General features: G+C 69.1%; 14 protein-coding genes and 2 rRNA genes (1 of these 16 running past the window's edge). 8 read left to right on the top strand and 8 right to left on the bottom strand.

What is annotated here, in order from left to right; all coding sequences use genetic code 11:
• Positions 1 to 2,294 (top strand): 23S ribosomal RNA (locus KGD87_RS28360) (it extends 668 nt beyond the left edge of the window).
• Between the two features lie 159 nt (positions 2,295 to 2,453).
• A 5S ribosomal RNA gene (gene rrf / locus KGD87_RS28365) occupies positions 2,454 to 2,570 on the top strand.
• 74 nt (positions 2,571 to 2,644) lie between these two features.
• Here the strand turns inward: rrf and KGD87_RS28370 are convergent.
• Both KGD87_RS28370 and KGD87_RS28375 read right to left on the bottom strand, forming a co-directional pair.
• Complete coding sequence (locus KGD87_RS28370; RefSeq protein ID WP_284664066.1) at positions 2,645 to 3,259, bottom strand: DedA family protein; 615 nt, start codon at positions 3,257 to 3,259, stop codon at positions 2,645 to 2,647.
• 329 nt (positions 3,260 to 3,588) lie between these two features.
• Entirely contained in the window at positions 3,589 to 4,113 is a 525-nt protein-coding gene (locus tag KGD87_RS28375) for a phage tail protein (RefSeq protein ID WP_284664067.1), read from the bottom strand.
• A gap of 403 nt (positions 4,114 to 4,516) precedes the next feature.
• Here KGD87_RS28375 and KGD87_RS28380 point away from each other — a divergent pair, with 403 nt between their 5' ends.
• Positions 4,517 to 6,436, top strand: a complete 1,920-nt coding sequence (locus KGD87_RS28380; RefSeq protein WP_284664069.1) for a DUF7151 family protein — start codon at positions 4,517 to 4,519, stop codon at positions 6,434 to 6,436.
• 86 nt (positions 6,437 to 6,522) lie between these two features.
• On the opposite strand, the gene KGD87_RS28385 is transcribed toward KGD87_RS28380, so the two are convergent.
• Positions 6,523 to 7,035 carry a GNAT family N-acetyltransferase gene (locus KGD87_RS28385; protein ID WP_284664071.1) on the bottom strand — a complete coding sequence of 171 codons (513 nt, stop codon included), beginning with the start codon at positions 7,033 to 7,035 and terminating at the stop codon, positions 6,523 to 6,525.
• A gap of 165 nt (positions 7,036 to 7,200) precedes the next feature.
• Here KGD87_RS28385 and KGD87_RS28390 point away from each other — a divergent pair, with 165 nt between their 5' ends.
• Together KGD87_RS28390 and KGD87_RS28395 are read left to right on the top strand one after the other, a co-directional pair.
• Complete coding sequence (locus KGD87_RS28390; protein WP_284664073.1) at positions 7,201 to 7,719, top strand: hypothetical protein; 519 nt, start codon at positions 7,201 to 7,203, stop codon at positions 7,717 to 7,719.
• A gap of 375 nt (positions 7,720 to 8,094) precedes the next feature.
• On the top strand, positions 8,095 to 8,850 hold the full coding sequence (locus KGD87_RS28395; protein WP_284664075.1) for a DUF1338 domain-containing protein: 756 nt from the start codon (positions 8,095 to 8,097) through the stop codon (positions 8,848 to 8,850).
• A 9-nt stretch (positions 8,851 to 8,859) separates the two neighbouring features.
• Here KGD87_RS28395 and KGD87_RS28400 read toward each other — a convergent pair whose 3' ends face one another.
• Genes KGD87_RS28400 through KGD87_RS28410 form a run of 3 tightly spaced genes read right to left on the bottom strand, consistent with a single transcriptional unit; the run spans position 8,860 to position 11,091 of the window.
• Positions 8,860 to 9,450, bottom strand: coding sequence for a GNAT family N-acetyltransferase (locus tag KGD87_RS28400; RefSeq protein WP_284664077.1), 591 nt, complete (start codon positions 9,448 to 9,450; stop codon positions 8,860 to 8,862).
• A gap of 23 nt (positions 9,451 to 9,473) precedes the next feature.
• On the bottom strand, positions 9,474 to 10,703 hold the full coding sequence (locus KGD87_RS28405; RefSeq protein WP_284664078.1) for an OmpA family protein: 1,230 nt from the start codon (positions 10,701 to 10,703) through the stop codon (positions 9,474 to 9,476).
• Between the two features lie 28 nt (positions 10,704 to 10,731).
• The gene (locus tag KGD87_RS28410) at positions 10,732 to 11,091 is read right to left on the bottom strand and encodes a DUF4398 domain-containing protein (protein WP_284664079.1); all 360 of its coding nucleotides are present in this window, start codon (positions 11,089 to 11,091) and stop codon (positions 10,732 to 10,734) included.
• A 219-nt stretch (positions 11,092 to 11,310) separates the two neighbouring features.
• Between KGD87_RS28410 and KGD87_RS28415 the strand changes: the two genes are divergently transcribed.
• Positions 11,311 to 12,195 carry a 5'-3' exonuclease gene (locus tag KGD87_RS28415; protein ID WP_284664080.1) on the top strand — a complete coding sequence of 295 codons (885 nt, stop codon included), beginning with the start codon at positions 11,311 to 11,313 and terminating at the stop codon, positions 12,193 to 12,195.
• A gap of 1 nt (position 12,196) precedes the next feature.
• Here the strand turns inward: KGD87_RS28415 and KGD87_RS28420 are convergent, their stop codons facing one another.
• Positions 12,197 to 14,263 carry a hybrid sensor histidine kinase/response regulator gene (locus KGD87_RS28420; protein WP_284664082.1) on the bottom strand — a complete coding sequence of 689 codons (2,067 nt, stop codon included), beginning with the start codon at positions 14,261 to 14,263 and terminating at the stop codon, positions 12,197 to 12,199.
• 163 nt (positions 14,264 to 14,426) lie between these two features.
• On the opposite strand from KGD87_RS28420, the gene KGD87_RS28425 reads away from it, so the two are divergent.
• Entirely contained in the window at positions 14,427 to 14,867 is a 441-nt protein-coding gene (locus KGD87_RS28425) for a group II truncated hemoglobin (RefSeq protein ID WP_163781368.1), read from the top strand.
• A 21-nt stretch (positions 14,868 to 14,888) separates the two neighbouring features.
• Here KGD87_RS28425 and KGD87_RS28430 read toward each other — a convergent pair whose 3' ends face one another.
• Positions 14,889 to 15,818 carry an acyl-CoA desaturase gene (locus KGD87_RS28430; RefSeq protein WP_284664085.1) on the bottom strand — a complete coding sequence of 310 codons (930 nt, stop codon included), beginning with the start codon at positions 15,816 to 15,818 and terminating at the stop codon, positions 14,889 to 14,891.
• Between the two features lie 224 nt (positions 15,819 to 16,042).
• Here KGD87_RS28430 and KGD87_RS28435 point away from each other — a divergent pair, with 224 nt between their 5' ends.
• Entirely contained in the window at positions 16,043 to 16,588 is a 546-nt protein-coding gene (locus KGD87_RS28435) for a hypothetical protein (RefSeq protein WP_284664087.1), read from the top strand.
• Positions 16,589 to 16,606: the final 18 nt, after the last annotated feature.

Raw genomic sequence — 16,606 nt, forward strand, 5'->3', positions numbered from 1 at the left:
TGGAGCCGGAGCGAAAGCGAGTCCGAACAGGGCGTTTAGTTGCGTGTATTATAACCCGAAGCGGGGTGATCTACACATGGCCAGGTTGAAGTGCGGGTAACACCGCATGGAGGACCGAACCCGTGAAAGTTGAAAATTTCTGGGATGAGCTGTGTGTAGGGGTGAAAGGCCAATCAAACTCCGTGATAGCTGGTTCTCCCGAAAGATATTTAGGTATCGGCTCGGGCAATTCAATGCCGGAGGTAGAGCACTGGAACGGCTAGGGGTCTCACCAGATTACCAAACCGTACCAAACTCCGAATGCCGGCAATTGTTATCCCGGGACGCAGTCAGTGGGTGATAACGTCCATTGGCAAGAGGGGAATAACCCAGACCGACAGCTAAGGCCCCCAAATCTAGTCTAAGTGAACACTAGAAAGGATGTGGCAGGTCATTGACAACCAGGAGGTTGGCTTAGAAGCAGCCATCCTTTAAAGAAAGCGTAATAGCTCACTGGTCAAGACAGGCCGCGCCGAAAATGTAACGGGGCTCAAGACTAGTGCCGAAGCTTCGGGTCATACGTAAAGCGTATGGCGGTAGGGGAGCGTCCCAGTTGCAGCGAAGGTCGACTGAAAAGGCGGCTGGAGCGACTGGGAGTGCTGATGCCGAAATGAGTAGCGATAAAGGGGGTGAGAAACCCCCTCGCCGTAAGCCCAAGGTTTCCTGGGTCAAGTTAATCTTCCCAGGGTTAGTCGGAACCTAAGCCGAGGCCGAAAGGCGTAGGTGATGGAAAGCGGGTTAATATTCCTGCACCATCTTGTGAGCGTTGAACTAAGGGAGGACGGAGAAAGCTAGGCGAGCTGACCGGTGGTTGTGTCAGTCTAAAGGTGTAGGGGTGTCGCGTACGAATAAAGGCGCGGCAGCCATCCCCGAGACTCCATGGCGCCCCGTAAGGGGTAAGTCGCTGATGCTCTGCTTCCAAGAAAAGTCCCGTAGGGAGCTTACAGGGTGTCCGTACCGTAAACCGACACAGGTGGGCGAGGAGAAAATCCTAAGGCGCTTGAGAGAACTCTCCTCCAAGGAACTAGGCAAATTTCCACCGTAACTTCGGAAGAAGGTGGGCCTCTGGTAGGTGTAGGCGTACAGCCGAAGCCGAGAGAGGTTGCAGAGAAATGGCGGTAGCGACTGTTTACCAAAAACACAGGACTCTGCGAAGGCGACAAGCCGACGTATAGGGTCTGACTCCTGCCCGGTGCTGGAAGGTTAAGGGGATTCGTCAGCCGCAAGGTGAAGCGATGATCCGAAGCCCCAGTAAACGGCGGCCGTAACTATAACGGTCCTAAGGTAGCGAAATTCCTTGTCGGGTAAGTTCCGACCTGCACGAATGGAGTAACGACTTCCGCGCTGTCTCGGAGAGGGACTCAGCGAAATTGAAATAGCTGTGCCGATGCAGTTTACCCGCAGCAAGACGGAAAGACCCCGTGAACCTTTACTATAACTTGACAGTGACACTAGGGATTGACTGTGTAGGATAGGTGGGAGCCTTTGAAGCCGGGCCGCTAGGTTCGGTGGAGGCAACGGTGAAATACCACCCTGTTGATTTCTGGTGTCTAACCATGTCCCGTCAGCCGGGATTGGGACACTGTCTGGTGGGTAGTTTGACTGGGGCGGTCGCCTCCCAAAAAGTAACGGAGGCGCGCGATGGTTCCCTCAGCCCGATTGGAAACCGGGCGTCGAGTGCAATGGCATAAGGGAGCTTGACTGCGAGACGGACACGTCGAGCAGGTGCGAAAGCAGGTCATAGTGATCCGGTGGTCCTGAATGGAAGGGCCATCGCTCAACGGATAAAAGGTACTCCGGGGATAACAGGCTTATCTCCCCCAAGAGTTCACATCGACGGGGAGGTTTGGCACCTCGATGTCGGCTCATCGCATCCTGGGGCTGGAGCAGGTCCCAAGGGTTTGGCTGTTCGCCAATTAAAGCGGTACGCGAGCTGGGTTCAAAACGTCGTGAGACAGTTTGGTCCCTATCTGCTGTGGGCGTAGGATACTTGAGAGGCTCTGACCTTAGTACGAGAGGACCGGGTTGGAGGCACCGCTGGTGTACCAGTTGTCTCGCCAGAGGCATCGCTGGGTAGCCATGTGCCGATTGGATAACCGCTGAAAGCATCTAAGCGGGAAACCGACCTCAAGACCAGGTATCCCGGGCGCAAGCCCCTGAAGACCCGTCGAAGACTACGACGTTGATAGGCCGGGTGTGTAAGCGTGGTAACACGTTCAGCTAACCGGTACTAATTGGTCGTGAGGCTTACTTTCCCCATTCTCTTGCATGCCCCCTCAAGGGGAGTAAGGGACTCGGGGCCAAGGCCGAGGCTCGAGCGCTTCACGCGCTCGCCTGGAAGACTGAAATACGCACAGCGAGACTTCGCTCAAACGAAATTGAAACTTACCCTTTGTATGCACTGTCGCTTGTTTTCCGGTGGCTATGTCGGAGGGGTTCCACCCGTTCCCATCCCGAACACGGAAGTTAAGCCCTCCAGAGCCGATGGTACTTCGCGGGAAACCGCGCGGGAGAGTAGGTCGCTGCCGGATTCTTTTTGAGAAACCCCCGGTGTCCCTCGTGGACACCGGGGGTTTTCTGTTTTGGGCCGTTTGCTTTTCGCGCGTCACCGCGGAGGCTGGGCCTGGCGCCGCGCGCGCAGCCGGCGCACGCCGCCCACCGCCAGCAGCGCCGCCGTGGTGGCCAGCACCAGCAGATGCTCGGCCCGCGCCGCCCCCTTCGCCACCGCGTCCACGCTGTGCGAGAAGGCGTACCCCAGCCCCACCACTACCGGGGCGCTGACGCACAGGGCCAATCCATCCCAGAGCAGGAAGTGGCGCAGCCGCATGCCTTGCACCGCGGCCATGATGAACACCGCCCCGCGCAGCACCGAGAGAAAGCGCCCCACGAAGACGCAGCGCCCGCCGTGGCGCGCGTAGAGCTGGACCAAGCGCTCGCGGCGCTCAGGCGGCAGGAGCTTCTTCAGCCGAGGATGCTCGTACAGCGCGGGCCCCAGCCTTCGGGCGGTGAGGAAGAGGGCCGTGTCTCCGCAGAGCACGCCGACCATCGCGACCGCGAGCGCCAGGGCCATGGGAAGGACGTCCCGGTGCGCGAGGATGCCCAACGACAGCAGCACCAGGTCCTCTGGGATGGGCACACCCAGGCCTCCGGCGACCAGGGCGGCGAAGAGCAGGGCCGCCGAGCCATGGGTCAGCAGCCACGGGAGTGGACCTGCGGCCATCGCGTCCCCCTTTCAGGGCGTCATTCAGGTTCCGCAGGGCGGACCGTGCGCGCCACCCTGCGCCCCTGCCGGAAGAGGAGGACCTCCCGGGAGATGCGTTGAGGGGTGGCGGCCACACGGGCACCGCCCCCACCGCTCCGTGCCATATCGCTGCCCCCCACGTGCCCACCCTACCTGAAACGGGCTACCCACCCCGCAGGTCAGGGTCTGTGCAGCCCTGGACGGGGGGGGGAGGTGAACTGTTTCGCGGCGACCGTTCGCGTGGCCGCTGCTGCGCCTCGCACGCCTGGACGAGGCGAGGCGCGGCAGCCCTCGAGGCTCACGGTGCGTCAGTTTCGCGACGGGTAGATGCCTTCCAGCGCGATGATGAAGTTGATGCACAAGAAGGGCGACATGTTGTTGTGCGGCTGGCTTCCGCCCGCAGCGCCGATGGCGGCGGGGTTCATCGTCCCGTCGATGGGAGCGGCCCGGTAGTTGAGCACTGTTGCCGTGGAGTCCGCCGCGAGCACGGTGCCAACTGGCGTTTCCGTATCGCCGGCCTGGCTGCTCACATTCAGGCTGTGACTGTGCGCCGGCATCTGCGTCGAAATCAGCGTCACGGTTTCAGTTCCGCCTTGTTCGCCCAGCGTGCGAGGGGAAAGACCGGGGCCTTGACCCGGCTGCATGGGGTAGCGGCCACGCAGGTCCGGCAGGGCGAACGTCGTCTGCCCGTTGCCTCCATAGGTGGTGCCGAGAATGGAGAAGAGCGCCGTGTTCTGGGCGATGGGGAGAAGCTGCCCCTGGCAGAAAGCCCAGCCCCGCGGAGCGAAGTTGCCTGCGAACATCATGACCTGACCGATGAAGGGCTCTGACACGTGCGTCTACCTTTCGAGAAGAGGACTGCCGGACTGCACCAGTTGCGCATCCTCACAGAGCAAAGGTCCGGCCAGCGCTTGAATCGCGCGTGTTTCATGTGGGCGTGACGGCGGCATGCAGTGAAACGTGAGGCGCGGTGCCTCCTTGTCTCGCTGTGTCACGCGCGCTCGTGCGTCCGGTGCAGACGCGGATGCGTCCGGCTCAGACGCCGGCAGGCCCGCGTGCCGATGAAACGCGGGTGCGTCCGACCCGGACGCTGGGGCAATGTTTCGCGGGCTCTCCCACAGGAGAGAATCTGCGCGGTTACCGCCAAACCTCTTGGGTTGCCCCGGTCTTCTTGGCGTGGCGTGAGGCTTGCTCAGAGGCTCGCGGGATGACGTTTCACGACGAGGAGACCGGCAGATGACGCAAGAGAACTGGCGACGCCCGCTGTATCAGAAGTGGTTTCAGGCGCTGCCGCTGACGGCACTGCTGGTGCTGTCGGCGTGTGAGGAAGGCACGCCGGGACCGCAGGGGCCGCAAGGTCCTGCGGGTCCCGCGGGCGCTGAAGGACCTCCAGGAGCGCCGGGGGCTGCGGGGCCCGCCGGCCCCCAGGGCGAGCCGGGTGCGCCTGGCGCGGATGGGCCTCAGGGCCCTGTGGGGCCCGCGGGGCCGGCAGGGGGACCCGCGGGGCCGCCGGGATTGACGGCGCTGGTGCGGACCGCGTCGGAGCCCTCCGGCGAGAACTGTTCCCAGGGCGGCGCCGTGGTGGAGACCGGCATCGACGTCAACCGGAACGGCGAACTGGAGGATGAGGAGGTTGATGCCTCGCTGACCCGCTTCGTGTGCAACGGAGAGATGGGACCGGTGGGGGCCGTGGGCCCGCAGGGCCCCGCGGGGCCGCAGGGCCTCCGTGGTGAGCAGGGCGTACCGGGGGCTGTCGGTCCCCAGGGCGAGCAGGGGATTCAAGGTGACCTGGGACCGGTGGGACCTGCGGGCGCGATGGGACCTGTCGGTCCGGCGGGACCGCAAGGCCCCACGGGAACCCAGGGGCCGGTGGGACCTGCGGGCGCGGTGGGCCCGGCCGGTCCGGCGGGACCGCAAGGCCCTACGGGAGCCCAGGGGCCGGTGGGCCCGGCGGGCGACACGGGGCCGCAGGGAGAGGTCGGCCTGGGCACGGTGATGCGGACGACCGTGGAGCCGGCCTCCGGCAACTGCGCCACCGGGGGCGTGCGACTGGAGACCGGTGTCGACGCCAACCGCAATGGCACGCTGGATGTGGGCGAGGAGACCGTCGCGCTCACGCGCTTCGTGTGCAACGGCCCCCAGGGGCCGCAGGGGGTCCAGGGGCCCGCGGGAGCGACAGGGCCCGCGGGGGCAACGGGGCCCGCGGGACCGACTGGAGCACAGGGCCCGCAGGGGCCGCAGGGGGCCACGGGCTCGCTGGGCGCCTACGGTGACGGGTCCGGTGGGGCGCTCACCGTTGCCAGTGGGAACACGTTGGATTTGACCACGGCCGCGGGGTACGCGTCGCTCGCGGGGCGGCATCACCTGCAGTTCACGAACGTCACCATCAACGGCACGCTGATTGTCCCCAGCGGGACGGTCATCCGGGCCACCGGCGATGTCACCGTCAACGGCACGGTCATCGTGGACTCCAGCGCCGAGGACAATGGCACCGGGCCCGCGGAGGCAGGCGTGGCGCGTGCGGCCGCCGGTGAGCCCCAGGGGGGACGTGGGTTGTTCCCGCTGCAGGCTGCTCAGCTCCTGCGTCCCGGTAACCAGGGGGGCGGCGCTGGTGCCAAGCAGGCCGGTGTCCCTGGTGGCAAGGGCGGTGGTTCGCTCGTCATCCTGGCGCAGGGCGCGCTCCGTGTTCCGCCGGGGGGCGCTATCAACGCCAACGGGGAGGCCGGTGGGAGCGCCAGCAACTTGCCGGGTTCGGGCGGTGGCGCGGGCGGCGTCCTCGTCCTCGTGGGCAAGGGCTCCATCACCGTGGGCGGTGCCCTTCGTGCGGTGGGGGCCAACGGAGGCGCGGGCAACAACGCGGGTGGGGCGGGCAAGGGCGGTGGCGGTGGCGGTGGCGGTGGCATCATCCAACTGCTCTCCACCACGACACCCAGCGTGACGGGCACCATCGCGGTGAACGCGGGCGCCGCGGGCGCCACCGCGAACCCCACGGGCGCCAGCCAGGCCATCTCCGCGGGGGGGGGCGGCGGCGCGTGCGGTGGCAACGGCGGCTCGGGAGGGGGCGGGACGCTGGCCGTGCCTCAGCCGTCCGAGGCGGGGGCCGTCGGATATGACCTCCGGACCGTCACGCCCACGCCGGAGAACGTGTTCCTGTAATCCCTGGTGGTTTGGGGGGATGCGGCGGCTCGCGAGCAATCAGCTCGCGGGCCGTTCGTGTTTCTGGCGCATGGTTCGGCTGTGCATCAGTCCTGACGTGGCGCGGGGTTCCACGTCATGGCGACGTAAGGGTCGGCGGCCTCCTGCTCGGGCGGCGCTGCGTCCACCTCGAAGCCCAGGCGCTCGTACAGCCTGCGCGCGGGGCTGGTTCGCAGCACTCGCAGCCGGAGGGGGACGCCCGCCTTCCCGGCCTCGTCCCGCACCTGGGTCAGCAGCCGGGTCCCCACGCCGCTGCCTTGGTGCGAGGGCAGCAAGGCGATGTCCACCACCCGCCACGCCGCCGCGTCCTTCGCGACCAGCAGGCGCCCCACGGGCCGGCCCTGGTGGCACACCACCAGGTGGTCGGCGCCGGGATGGCGGGCCGCCCAGTCGTGAGACTGCGCCATCCACTGCATGCGGAGGAAGGCGTCGCGCTGCGCGGGCGCCCAGCCCCATGCGGCGAGCTCGGCCTCCCGGGTGCTGGCGTACAGCGCGAAGAGGAAGGGTTCGTCCGAGGCCGTCGCGGCCCGCAGGTCAATGGACACAGTGGTGCGCAGCATGGCTCGACGGGCGACGACGCGTCCATCAGCGGACGGCCTCCGCCATGCGCCGTCATCCGCCCAACGGCGGATGCAAGCAGCGGTAAATCCGGACGTCCTCGTAATCGTGGTTGGACGTCAGACCCGGATGAGATTTTCGGGAGCAGTTCCCGAAGGAGCCACACGATGAAGAAGACGCGAGACGAGGCACTGAACCTCCAGGAAGCGGGGGACATGGAGGCGCGGTGGCGGGGCCTCGCCACCCAGTTGCTGGAGCTGGGCGACGACGCGATGGATGCGCAGCTGCTCGTGGCCTTCCGCGCCGCGCGTGAGGACGGGGTGGTGCCTCCCGACGCGGGCTTCTTCCTGGTGGCCCACATCCTCACCACCATGGCGGACGAGGCGATTGGTGACGAGCCCCGCGTGTGCCGCCTGGCGCTGGAGTTGGAGTTGATGGAGCGCGAATACGGCGTCGAGCAGGGCGCCTGGCTCAGCGGCGAGGAGACTCCCCCCGAGGACTGGGAGGCCCTGCGCGCGGCGTACGACGCCGCTTGTGACGAGGCCCGCGCCACCTTCTTCACGGCCTACGGCGAGGAGGAGATGGCGCGGCTCTACCTGGATGACCGCTTCTGCTTCCACCGCCGCTTCGAGAGCGGGCGCCGCTTCTTCCACGGACTGCCCATGCTTCCCGAGCATCTGCACTGACTCTCAGTTCTCAATTTCTCTCATTCAAATGATGTGAGCCGTCTTTCACGCATCTCAGGCGGAATGTTGCGGCTACAAAGTTTGGATTAGCAGGACTTCAAGGTAGCTCAACGCGGTGTTGGTGCTGCGGTTTGCAGCGTCCTGGCATTTTCCGTCGGCACACCCTATTCCGGCGCTCGCTTCCGGTGCGCGGGTGTGAAGACTCGAAACTCCAAGGCGAGTCTTCAGCAGCTTCGCTGCTCGGCGGCGCGCGTCTCTGGCTGAAGTCCCCTCCAAGGACCCGGAGCCGCGCGCCGCCGCTCTTTTCCCCACGAGACGGTGGCCTGGGCCGATCACGGCGGCCTTCGGCGGGTGGTGGCGTAGGATTCGCGCGCCATGACCACCGACTCCGCCCACCGTCTCCTGGACCTGCTGTGGGAGCGCTACGCCGCGGAGGTGCCCTACGCGCGCACCTTCGTGCAGCTCTCCGGGGGCCGCTTCCGCAATGACCACGTCGCGCTCCGCTCGCTGGCCCGGCCCGGTGGTGGCATCGCGCTCTTCTCGCAGCCCTTCCTCCGGCTCGGCTGGAAGGCCGCGGGCGCGTACACCTTCCCGGACGCGCACCTGTCCGCCATCTATCTGTCACATCCGGCGGGGCTGCCCCGCATCTTCATCTCCGAGCTGAAGCAGGAGGAGCTGTCCCCGCGCGCTCGCGAGCTGCTCGCCCGGCTGCCCGAGGACCCCGCGCCTCCCGAGGACGTGGACGCCCTGGCCGCGTGGTTCGGCCCGCCGCCCCCGCCGGACGAGGCCGCGCTGCTGGAGCTGGAGAAGGAGTCCCAGTACGGGGCCTGGCTGCTCGCCTTCGGCCGCAAGGTGAACCACTTCACCGGCTCGGTGGACGACGTGGAGGCGTGGCAGCAGCGCATGCGCGAGGCTGGCGTGCCGATGAAGGCCGACATCGAGGGCGCCCCCGGGACAGCGCTGCGGCAGACCGCCACGCAGGCCGCGCCGCTGCCGGTGCTGCTCAAGGGCGGTGGCGCGCGCTCGTGGCCCTACGCCTACTTCGAGATTGCCCAGCGCACGCCGGACTTCGATGGCTTCCTGGGCCCCCAGGCCCGGGCGCTCTTCGACATGACGAAGCGCGGCGAGTAGCCCCCCGGGTCATCCCCGCCGGCCAGGGGCAATCAGCGCGTTGAGGACGTGGTCTCGCCACTGGCCGTCGATGAGCAGGAGCTCCCGCGCGATGCCCTCCACCTGGAAGCCCAGGCGCTTCAGCACCGCGGCGCTGCGCAGGTTCTCCGGCAGGTGGTTGGCTTGGAGGCGGTGCAAGCGCATGACGTTGAACGCGTAGTCACACAGCGCGCGCAGGGCCTCCGTCATCAGGCCCTGGCCTTCGTAGTGGTGGTCCAGGCCATAGCCCAGGTCCGCGGACTGCAACGGGCCTCGGCGGATGTTCGTGAGCGACACGTTGCCGATGATGGGCGCCAGCAGGAAGGGCTGGTTTCGTGGCAGCAGGAACACGCGCAGCGACAGGTCGCGCCGGAAGTCCTCGCGGTCCTGCGCCAGCCGCGTGCGCCAGTACGTCACCGAGAAGAAGTTGGCCGGCCGCGCCGGCGACACGGGGGAGACGTGCTCCCGGTTCGCCTCGTGGTACGCGAGCACCCGCCACGCCGCATCCGGCGGAAGCTGCGCCAGATGCAGGCGTTCGGTGCTCAGCAGGCTTTGGACTGCGTCTGGGCCCATGGCGGGCATTCAACCCCGGCGGCCGTTGGCTTTCAGCGCCGAGGCGTCGCCGGGGACTGCGCGCCGCTGCCGCCGGTGGCCTCCGCTCCTCCGCGCGGGAGGATGATTTCCACGCGCCGGTTGCTGGCCCGGCCCTCGGGGGTGGAGTTGTTGCCGACGGGCCGGTACTCGCCCAGGCCGCGCACCTCGACGCGGTCGCGGCTCACGCCCTGGCTGATGAGGAACTCACGCACGCGCTCCGCGCGCCGGTAGGACAGGGCTTCGTTCATCGCGTCCGAGCCCATCGAGTCCGTGTGGCCTTCAATGACCATGGGGCTGTCAGACGCGTTGAGCGCGTGGGCCACCTCCGTCAGTTGCTCACGCGCCGCTGGGAGCAGGTCCACCGCGTTCGAGGCGAACAGCACCTGCCCCGACAGCGTCAGCACCAGACCTCGGGACTCCTCGCGGACCTTCACGTCGCGCGCCGTCGACTCCAACTGCGTCAGGGCCTCCGTGGCGCGCTGTTCCGCGTCGAGCCGTGCCTGTCGCTCGCGCTCCAGCTCCCGCTCCACCTGGCGCCGTGCCTCCTGCTCCGCCTCCAACTCCGCCGTGCGCTGGAGCAGTTCGTGGTTCTCCTGGGCCAGGCGCTGGGATTCCGTCTCGGCCCGCACCCGGCGCTGCGCTTCTTCCTGAAGCCGCGTGGTTTCCTCCGCCAGCCGCCGCGACTCCGCCTCCTGCTGCTGAGCCAACCGCCGCAGCTGTTCCGACTCGTCCTGGCGCCGCTGCGCATCCATCCGCATGCGCTCGGCTTCCTGCCGCCGCGTCACGGCGTGCTGTCGGGACTGCTGCTGCTCCTGGAGGGCTTGCAGCCGCTCCCGCTCGGCCTGGGCGAGCTGCTGACGGGCCGCCTCCAGCTCCGCCTGGGAGCGCTGCCATTGCCGCGCCTGGGCTTGCTGGAGCGTGGCCTGGGCCTCGGCCTGCCGCCGCGCCGCCAGGTCCGCGGTGCCGCGTGCCCCCGCCGTCTCGGACTTGCGCAGCGCCACGTAGGACAGCGAGCGGGTGCGAGGGGAGTCCTGGCTGCGGTCGTACTCCCGCTCGGCTTCCAGCAGCGCATCTCGCGCCGCCGCGACGTCGCGGGGACGCTCACGGCCCTGGGGGCTGGTGGAGACCTCCTGGTACGCCGCGCGCGCGTTGAGGAGCTCCTGTGGTGGCGGCGTGTGTGCGCACCCCACGGCGGCCAGCGCCGTGACGCCAGCGAGGGTCTTCCATCCACGCTTCAGCATGTCGCTCTCTCCTGTCGAGGTTGTCGGCTCACGGCTGGCCGCGGCGCAGCGACTCCGCCTGGGCGGCCGTGCGTCGCGACGCGCGCTCCAGTGGGACGGCCCGGGCCAGCGCGTGCGCCAGCTCCGCGTCCGCCTCGGCCTGCCTGAAGCGCAGCGCCGCGGCTTCCTGTTCGCCTTCCACCCACAGCCGCTCCGCGTCGGCGAGCTGCTGCCGGGCGAACTCCAGGTGGAGGGCCGCTTCCGGGACTCGAGCGGCGCCAGCGCCTTCCGCCGCGCGCAGCGAGGCCTCGGCCTGCACGCGTTGCTCATTCGGCGCGGGAAGCACCTGCCGTCCGGCGCATCCCACCATCGTCAGGCCCAGCAGCACCGCCGCCAGCTTCAGGCGCATGGTTTCACCACCTGCCGCTCGAGGACGTGGACACGCGTCATGGCGCGCCCAGACGTAGAGGTGGGGCCTCGGAGACAGGCCGGCAATCCAACCGTGGCAGGGTTGGCCGAAGAGCGGGCGGGCGGCCATACAGGCGCCTCACCTGTAGCGTGGGGACTTCCCCTCACGGGCGCACCTGGACGCTGGCCGGCGCGCGCCACCGGGGGTAGAGAGGGCGACATGCGCCTGCACCTGGTCGACGGCACCTATGAGCTCTACCGCGCCCACTTCTCGCCCCGTCCGGGGCATGCCGCGCCGGGTGGACAGGACGTGAAGGCCACGGTGGGGCTGATGTCCTCGCTGCTCGCGCTGCTGCACGACGCGGACGAAGCGGTGACGCACGTGGCGGTGGCGTTCGACAACCCCATCCGCTCGTTCCGCAACGCGCTGTTCGACGGCTACAAGAGCGACGAGGGTGTCCCGCCGGAGCTGCACGCGCAGTTCGACCTGGTGGAGGAGGCCGTGCGCGCGCTGGGCGTCACCGCGTGGTCCATGAAGGAGCAGGAGGCGGATGACGCGCTGGCCACCGCCGCGGCGCGCTGGGCGGACGCGGTGGAGCAGGTGCGGCTGCTCACGCCCGACAAGGATTTGGGCCAGTGCGTGCGCGGCAGCCGCGTGGTGCAGGTGGACCGGCGTCAGGAGAAGGTGCTCGACGAGGACGCGGTGCGCGCGAAGCTGGGGGTGCCGCCCGCCAGCGTGCCGGACCTGCTGGCGCTGATGGGCGACGCGGCGGATGGCATCCCCGGACTGCCGGGCTTCGGGGAGAAGGGCGCGTCGGCGCTGCTGAGCGCGCATGGCCACCTGGAGGACATCCCCGCGGAGGCGTCCGAGTGGAAGGTGCGTCCCCGGGGCGCGGAGAAGCTGGCCGCGACGCTGCGCGAGCACCGTGACGCCGCGCTGCTCTACCGCCGGCTGGCCACGCTGGTGACGGACGCGCCGCTGCCGGGCACGTCGTCGCTGGAGGACCTGGCGTGGAAGGGCGTGCCGGCCGCCGCGTACGAAGCCTTCTGCGACCGGCTGGGCCTGACGACGCTCAAGCGCCGCCCCAAGCGCTGGGCGCCCTGAGCTACCCCGCGGCCGCGCCGCCGTCCGGGCGCACGGGCAGCGCGGTGGGCGCATGCCGCGGCAGCCGCACCGTGAAGGTGGTGCCCGCCTCCTCCGTGGAGCGCGCCTCCACCGTGCCGCCGTGGGCCAGGACGATGCTGCGCACGATGTAGAGCCCCAGGCCGATGCTGCGCCGGCCCTGGTCCTCCGGACGCACCGTGGCGCGCTCCAGCGGCTCGAAGATGCGCGACTGGCGCTCCAGCGGAATCGCCGGGCCCAGGTTGTGGACCTCCAGCACGACGCCGTCGTCATCGCCTCGGGACATCACTCGCACGGGCGTGCCGGGCGGGCTGTACTGCAGGGCATTGCCCACCAGGTTGCCAATGAGCTGCGCAAGCCGGTCCGGGTCCCACGTGCCCGAGCCGTTTCCGGTGCGCTCCGTCTCCAGGCGACGGTCGGGCCAACCGGCGTGCACCTCGTCCAGCACCGCGCGCACAACTTCGTGCAGGTCCATGGGCTGGGGGTACACCGGAAGCCCCGTGCCCTGGCGCGCGCGGGTGAAGTCCAGCAGGTCGCGAATCATCCGCGTCGCGCGGTCCGCCGAGCTCCGGATGCGCTGCGCCTGCCGCTCCTGCCGCTCATCCAGCGGTCCGCGCTGGAGCATCATGGACACCGCCAGGGTGATGGCCCCCAGCGGGTTGCGGAGGTCGTGGCTGACGATGCCGATGAGCTGCCGCTCGAAGTCCGCGCGGGCCTTCATCTGCTGCGCCAGCTCCGACTCCTTGCGCCGCGCCAGCACGGAGTCCGTGACTTCCGCCGCGAACAGGATGACGGCCGCCAGCCTTCCGCTGGCATCCCGCATCGGCTGGTACATGAAGTCGAAGTAGCCCTCCGGCGGGGGGCCGCCGGGCACCTGGGCAATGCGCACGGGCAGCTCCCGCGCGCTGAAGGGCTCGCCGGTGGCGAAGACGGTGTCCAGCACATCGAAGACGTTCTGTCCCTCCAGCTCCGGCAGGGCCTCGCGGAGCGTGCGGCCCACGAGGGGCCGCTGGCCAAAGCGCTCCCGCAGCCGCGCGTTGGCCACCACGCAGCGCTGGTCCGGCACGCTCAGCACGCCGAGCAGCGCGGGCACCTGTTCGAAGAGCGTGGCCCGCATGGCGCGCTGCCGGTCTGACTCCTCCCGGGCCCCGCGCTCCAGCTCCAGCAGCCGGGCCCGGGCGGCCTCGGCCTCCTGGCGCTCGGTGACGTCCTGCATGGCGCCCACCACCTGCGTGGCCCTGTCCTGCGCGTCGCGGATGATGTGGCAGCGGTCCGCCACGTAGGCCCAGGAGCCGTCTCCGCGCTGGAAGCGGTAGGTGCCCTGCCACTCGTGATCGGGGCCTTCCAGGGTGGCCTGGAGGCTGGCGACGGTGCGTGCGCGGTCATCCGGGTGCAGCCGCTCCTCCCACCAGCGACGCTCGTCCTGGATGGTGCCGGGGGCGTAGCCGAAGACCTCGTCCAGGCCGCTCGTCCAGTCCATGAGGCCCGTGCGCGGGTCCCACTCCCACACCGCGTCCCGCGTGGCGCGCGCCGCCAGCCGGAAGCGCAGCTCGCTGCGCCAGGCGCGCTCCTCGGCGGCCTGGACCTCCGTCAGGGTGCCTTCCAGCCTCCGGCGTCGCGCCCGTTCGTCCTCCAACGTCTTGCGCCGGCTGCGCTCCCACTGCGCCAGGGCCTGGACGCGCGCGGCGAACTCCATCGGGCGGAAGGGCTTGAAGACGTAGTCGTTGGCCCCCACGGAGAGGCCTTCCACCACGTCCTCCGCGCGCGTGTTCCCGGTAATCAGCAGGACAGGGACGTGCTCGGAGGCGGGATTGCTCCGGACGAAGCGGCAGACCTCCAGGCCCGACATGCCGGGCAGGTGCCAGTCCAGCACCAGCACCTCGGGCACGGGCCCTTGCGTCAGGGCCTCCAGCAGTGAGGCCCCGTCCAAGAACCCCGTAATCCGGCAGGAGGGCTCCAGCGCGCGGCAGATGGCCTGCGTCTCTACTGGACTGTCGTCGAGCACCCAGACCACGGGGGGAGCGGGCGCGACGCGGGGGGAGATGGGCACGGGTGGCCGTGGCTCTAGCAACCGCCTCTCACCCAGGTCAAATCTTCCAGGGCAAGCAGACCCTGGACCGCCTGCCTCTCTGTCCGCCGGAGGTCAGCCGCGCGTTACGAGGGGAATGACGAGTCTCCATGAACCCGGCCGTCTCCAGCGGTAGAAGGAAAGCATGTCCGTACAACTGAAGATGCCCTCCGAAGACGACTGGGTGCCAAGCCAGGACGACCTGCCGTATCACCGGCTGGGCGGCACGGAAGCGGCCATGGCCCTGGCCGAGGCCTTCTACGACGCCATGGACGCCCACGAGCCCGAGCTGGCGCGCCTGCACGAGCTGGACGCCGAGGGCCGGGTGAACCGCGGCACGCGCGAGCGCTTCGGCCTGTTCCTCGCGGGATGGCTGGGCGGGCCGCAGGACTACACGGAGCGGCATGGCCACCCCCGACTGCGCATGCGGCATGGCCACCTGCCCGTGGGCGTCGCCATGCGGGATGCGTGGGTGCGCTCCATGCAACGAGCCATGGACGCGCGGGGCATCACCGGGGGGCTGCGCCGCTTCCTCGATGAGCGCTTCGCCCACGTGGCGGACTTCCTGCGCAACGTCGAGGAGTGAAGCACAGCCCACCTGGGGGCGTCAGGCCCGGCGCAGGGCGAGCGCGCACAGCCGCCGGGTCCGACGCGGCTCCGGGCGGCGCAGGCGTGCACCCAGGCGCGGCGGAAGGTGGGCCAGCGACTTCACGTCATGCACCAGTCGCAGCGCGGCCAGCCCGCGCACGGCCCACCAACCCGGGTCCGGCTGCCGCCACCCGCGCCCCATCTGCGCCGAGGCCGGGTAGACGTGGTGGGTGTTGTGCCACGACTCACCCATGCTCAGCAGCGCCAGCCAGCCGGCGTTGCGCCCCTGTTCGGCGCAGCCCGGCAGCTCGTAGGGCTGCTCGCCCTCCACGTGGCTCACATAATGGACGCACCAGAAGCCGTCCTGGGTGAGCGCCAGCCGCACCAGGATGCCCCAGGCCACCCAGGGCGCCCCGCCCAGCGCGTACAGGGCCAGGGCGAGCGGCACCTGGAGCCACAGGCCCGCGCGCTCCAGGCCGCGCAAGAACCCGTCCTGCGTCACCTGAGGCGCCGCTGGCACGTCCGGGGCGCCGTCGCGCGGGTGCCAGGTGTGGAAGAGGGCGTAGGCCATGGCGCGCGTGAAGCCCTCGCGGTAGCCGAAGTAGGGGGGGCAGTCCGCTTCCGGCTGGTTCTGGTGGAAGTCGCGCAGGTCATGCATGCGGCTCATCGCGATGGGGCCGCCCAGGCCGGCCAGGGTGCCGAGCAGCGCCAGCGCGCGCTCCACGGGCGCCGAGGCACGAAAGGCCCGGTGGATGAGTCCCCGGTGCAGGCCCACCGACACACCCAGGCACATCGTCACCGCGGTCAGCCCGGCGAACACCGCCACCGCGCTCCACGAGAAGAAGCAGGCGCCCCCCACCAGCGCGCCCACGTGCAGGAGGCTCCAGCGCAGCACCTTGCCTCCGTCCAGCCTCGCCGTTCCCCACCGCGCGCTTCCTGTCTCCGCCATGGCCCGCTCCTTTTGGAAGGGCGCCATCGCAAGGAGCCTGCCACCGGAGGCTGGGCCTGTTTCCGCGGGGTTGCGCGCGCGGAGGGGGCCTGGGTGTCAACGCCGTTCACAGCGCGCGCCCACGGCGTGGACGGTATGGGCCCCAGGGTGAATGACGGGCCGGTATCCGGTGTCCACACTGTCGTTATTCATCCGGGGATGAAACCGTACGAGGAGGTCTCCACATGAAGCGCATGCTGATGCCGCTCCGCCGGAGCGTGCTGGTGTTGGGAGTGGTGCTGGGGGCGGGCGTGGCGATGGCCGAGCCGAAGCAGGGCGCCATCAACCTGAAGATTGCCTTCCAGTCGTTCAACCTGGAGATGACGCCCGAGGCGGTGACGGGGGCGGACTTCCAGGTGGCTCGCTCGCCCGGGACGCTGAAGGGCCGCGGGCTGAAGGGCAACTTCGCCCTGACGCTGAAGGACGGGGCGGTGGAGGGCGCGGTCGGCGGCGCGCCGGTGAACCTGACGGTGACGAAGGAGGGGGACGCCATCGTGGCCAAGGGCGGCTTTGGCGGACGCCCCGTCAGCCTGAAGCTGAGCCCCAGCGAGCTCACCCTCTACGTCCGCGACTGCACCTACCGGCTGAAGGCGGAGGACACGAACCGCTTCTACACGGGCCGGCGCAGCTGCGACCGGGCCATGACGCCCGGCTCGGAAATCTGGCTGCCGGACGAGTTCCTCGCGGCGAGCCCCGAGGAGAAGGCCGCCATCCTGTTCCTCGCGCTGTGAGGCGCGCCCGCGCGGGTG

This window comes from Myxococcus sp. SDU36 (genome assembly GCF_030168875.1).
Classification (GTDB): Bacteria; Myxococcota; Myxococcia; order Myxococcales; family Myxococcaceae; genus Myxococcus; species Myxococcus vastator.